The organism is Stenotrophomonas sp., from assembly GCF_031995405.1.
Classification (GTDB): Bacteria; Pseudomonadota; Gammaproteobacteria; order Xanthomonadales; family Xanthomonadaceae; genus Stenotrophomonas.
In genome coordinates, this window is sequence record NZ_DAMAGC010000197.1 from 1 (window position 1) to 3614 (window position 3614).

Here is a 3614-nt window from a genome sequence, read left to right on the forward strand (position 1 = left end):
CCGCAAGCCGAGCCCCTTAGCGGCCGGTAGGCTCCTGGGCAAAATCAAGGAGGAGGCCGCAGGCCGGGGGACATTTGCGCCAGGGGCCTACCGGCCGCTATGGGGCCCTCACGCACGCGACAGGCCAAGCGGAGACACAGCCCGATCCACACACGCCGTCGACACTACCCGTCCCACTCGCAACAGCGTCGTGTTCACTCTGCGACGGCCCTTGTAAAAGGAGGCTTCCTCGGGTGGGCGAAGAACCTTTTTTGCGCCGAGGCCGCGCGAGCAGGCTGCTGAGGCGCGCGACGTTTTTCTCGTCCAGTATCTCGATTGTTAACCAAGGCTATTATTCAGTAAATATTCATTGGATATTAAAATGGAAAATTCACAACGCCCTAAGTGGCTGTTTTTTATGGCACTTCATTCATATCAATCATGAAAAAACTAAATCTGTGACCGGGACATGTTTTTAACGTTAAGGCCGTGTTACGTTCAAAAACCGCTGAAAAGCGGCTGAACGAAATATGAAAGTCCCAGGTAAGGGAAAACGCTCCATCACCACTCACGGAGATCCGCATGTCTCGCCAAGGCTTCCTGTTCTCGCGCCACCCTCTGACCGCCGCCGTCCTGTCCGGCCTGCTCTTTGCAAGTACCAGCGCCCTGGCCCAGGATGCGGCCACCACCGAGCTGAGCCGTGTCACCGTCACCGGCTCGCTGATCCCGCAGACCGAGATCGAAAACCACACCCCCGTATTGACCGTCACCGCCGAGGACATCCAGACCCGCGGTTTCAGCAGCGTGGCCGAAGTGCTGCAGCAGAACTCGCTGACCACCGGCGGCCTGCAGGGCGGGCAGACATCGGCATCGTTCACCCAGGGCGCCGAGGCGTCGGGCATGTTCGGCCTCAACCCGGGCTACACCAAGTACCTGATCAACGGACGGCCGATGCTGTCCTACCCTGCCCTCTACAACGGCAGCGACACCTTCAACAATCTCAGCGGCATTCCGATCGACATCGTCGAGCGCATCGAGATCCTGCCCGGCGGGCAGTCCTCGCTGTATGGCTCCGATGCGATCGCCGGCGTGGTCAACATCATCCTCAAGGACCGCATGGATGGCGGCGTGCTCAACGTGCGCGGCGGCGCCTATACCGAGGGCGGCGGCAACAGCTTCCGGCTCAGCGGCGCGCATGGCTTCAATGCGTTCGACGACCGCTTCCACGCGCTGGTCAACGTGCAGTATGAAAAGAGCAGCCCGATCTGGGGCTACCAGCGCGACCTGACCAAGGTGAACAACCCGGTCGGCTATTCGGCGCAAGTCCCCACCAACGACTTCCTGGTGTATCTGCCGGACCAGCAAAACGCCTTCGTGATGATGGACCCCAGCCGGTGCGCCGGGGTTGCCGGCCAGTTCGGTGGCACCACCGTGCTGGGTACGCGCGCGACTGGCGAATCCTGCGGCTCGGCCTACAGCCCCGGCTACAAGACGCTCAAGAACGGCAAGGAAAGTACCCAGTTCTACACCTCGATGAGCTTCGATGTGAACGACACTTTCCAGCTGTTCGGCGATGCGCTCTACAGCCTGGAAGAAGTCGACTACACCTCCGGCTCGAGCTACGCGTTCTGGGGTAGCGACGTGGGCTTTGGCCAGTTCTACGACCAGTCCAGCCAGCAGTACATGAACCTGCAGCGTGCCTTCGCACCGGAGGACATCAGCGGTGCCGGTTACCGCGACATCCTCGGCACCGACCGCAACAAGTCCTACCAGGTCACCCTCGGCGGCCGCGGCAGCGCCGGCAACTGGGATTACAGCGCCAGCTTCAGCCGCGGCGAATACCGCCTGACCGAGCGCAGCTTCGCGCGCTGGGCCGACGAGATCGACGGCTACTTCGAAGACCATGTCCTCGGTCCGGTGCTGGGCACCACCGATGACGGTTACAACATCTACAACCCCAACTGGGGTGCGTTCTACTCGCGCCTGCCCGCTGGCGACTTCCAGACCTTCACCGGCTTCACCTACAACGAAAGCAAGACCTGGCAGAACCTGGGGCGCGTGCAGATCACCAACGGCTCGCTGTTCACCCTGCCCGGCGGCGATGCCGGCTTCGCAGTGGTCGCCGAAGGCGGCAGCGAAGGCTGGTCTTACCGTCCCGACCAGCGCCTGCTCGATGGCGAGGTGTGGGGCACCACGGCGGTGTCCGGCGCCGGTCATCGCAGCAACTACGCGTTGACCACCGAATTGCGCATGCCGCTCCTGGAGTCGCTCACCGTGACCGGCTCCGGGCGCTACGACGCCTTCAAGATCGCCAACAACACCGTGGACAAGGCGACCTACAGCATCGGCGTGGAATTCCGTCCGATCCAGAGCCTGCTGTTCCGCGGCAAATACGGCACCGCCTTCCGGGCGCCCAGCCTGTCTGACGCGTTCCAGGGCCGCAGCGGCTACTACGCCAATGCCTCCACCGACTACTACCGGTGCGGTCAGCTGGGCTACGATCCGGCCGACACCCTCGGCTGCGCCTACGACAACGAATCGGTGTTCGGCGAGCAGTCCGGCAACCCGGACCTGGAGCCGATCACCGCCGATGTCTGGAATGCCGGCGTGGTGTGGGCACCGATGAACACCCTGTCGCTGTCGGTGGATTACTACAACTGGAAGATCAAGAACGAGGTCAACACCCTGTCCTCGGACCAGCTGCTGCTGGCCGAGTATTACTGCCGCAACGGGCTGACCAACAACACCTCGGCCAGCTGCCAGAACGTCGCCGACTGGGTTACCCGCGACGCGGCTGGCAACCTGGAGCAGATCTACACGCCGAAGTTGAATGTCGCCGCGCAGAACCTCCAGGCGGTGACGGCCAGCGTCAAGTACGTACAGGACATCGGACGTTTCGGTGCGCTGCAGTTCGGCGGCAACTACACCAACATGCTCAAGCGCGAGCTGCAGCCGCAGCCCGGCGATGCATTCCTGGACCTGCTGCGCGATCCGTATGCGATGTGGAACTACGACCAGTACGCCAAGGTGCGTGCCGATGGTTCAGTGGGCTGGGCCAAGGACAAGTGGACCACCACCCTGTACTTCAACTACATCGGCAAGACCCCCAACCGCATGGCCTATCTGGGCAACGGCTACGACTACGTGCACTCGTCCGGCTACAAGGCCGGCAAATGGGGTTCCTACACCACCTACAACCTGAGCGTGAACTACCAGGCGCTGGACGACCTGACGCTGTCGGTGATGGTCAACAACGTGTTCAACAAGATGCCCGACGGCCAGGCCCACAGCTACGCCGGCAATGTCGGCGCGCCGTACAACAGCAGCATCTACAACCCCTATGGACGCGCTGTGTACCTGCAGGCCAAGTACGACTTCGGCAAGTAATCGCCGGGCTCATGCAGGATGAAAGGACCCCGCTTCGGCGGGGTCTTTTTTTTGGGTCTTCTCCCATCTGAGGGGAGCCTCTTTCTGCAAGGGTCGTCCCAGAGTGAACACGACGCCGTTACGAGTGGGACGGGCCAGTGTCCACGGCGTCTGGATCGGGCTGCGTCTCCGCTCGGGCCTGTCGCGCGCGTGAGGGCCCCATGCCCTTGGAGGCGAAATAAAGGAGGAGGCCGCACCGCGGCCGGGGG

1 protein-coding gene is annotated in these 3614 nt (G+C 62.4%); it reads left to right on the plus strand.

Going from position 1 to position 3614, the window contains the following annotated elements:
* Window positions 1-561: 561 nt before the first annotated feature.
* Window positions 562-3366 (plus strand): TonB-dependent receptor, encoded by a 2805-nt coding sequence (locus RTO53_RS19650; RefSeq protein WP_312239344.1) that lies wholly within the window; start codon window positions 562-564, stop codon window positions 3364-3366.
* Window positions 3367-3614: the final 248 nt, after the last annotated feature.

What these genes read in the sequence shown, in the direction of transcription:
- RTO53_RS19650 (WP_312239344.1), top strand. Translation starts at nt 562, where the DNA reads ATGTCTCGCCAAGGCTTCCTGTTCTCGCGCCACCCTCTGACCGCCGCC.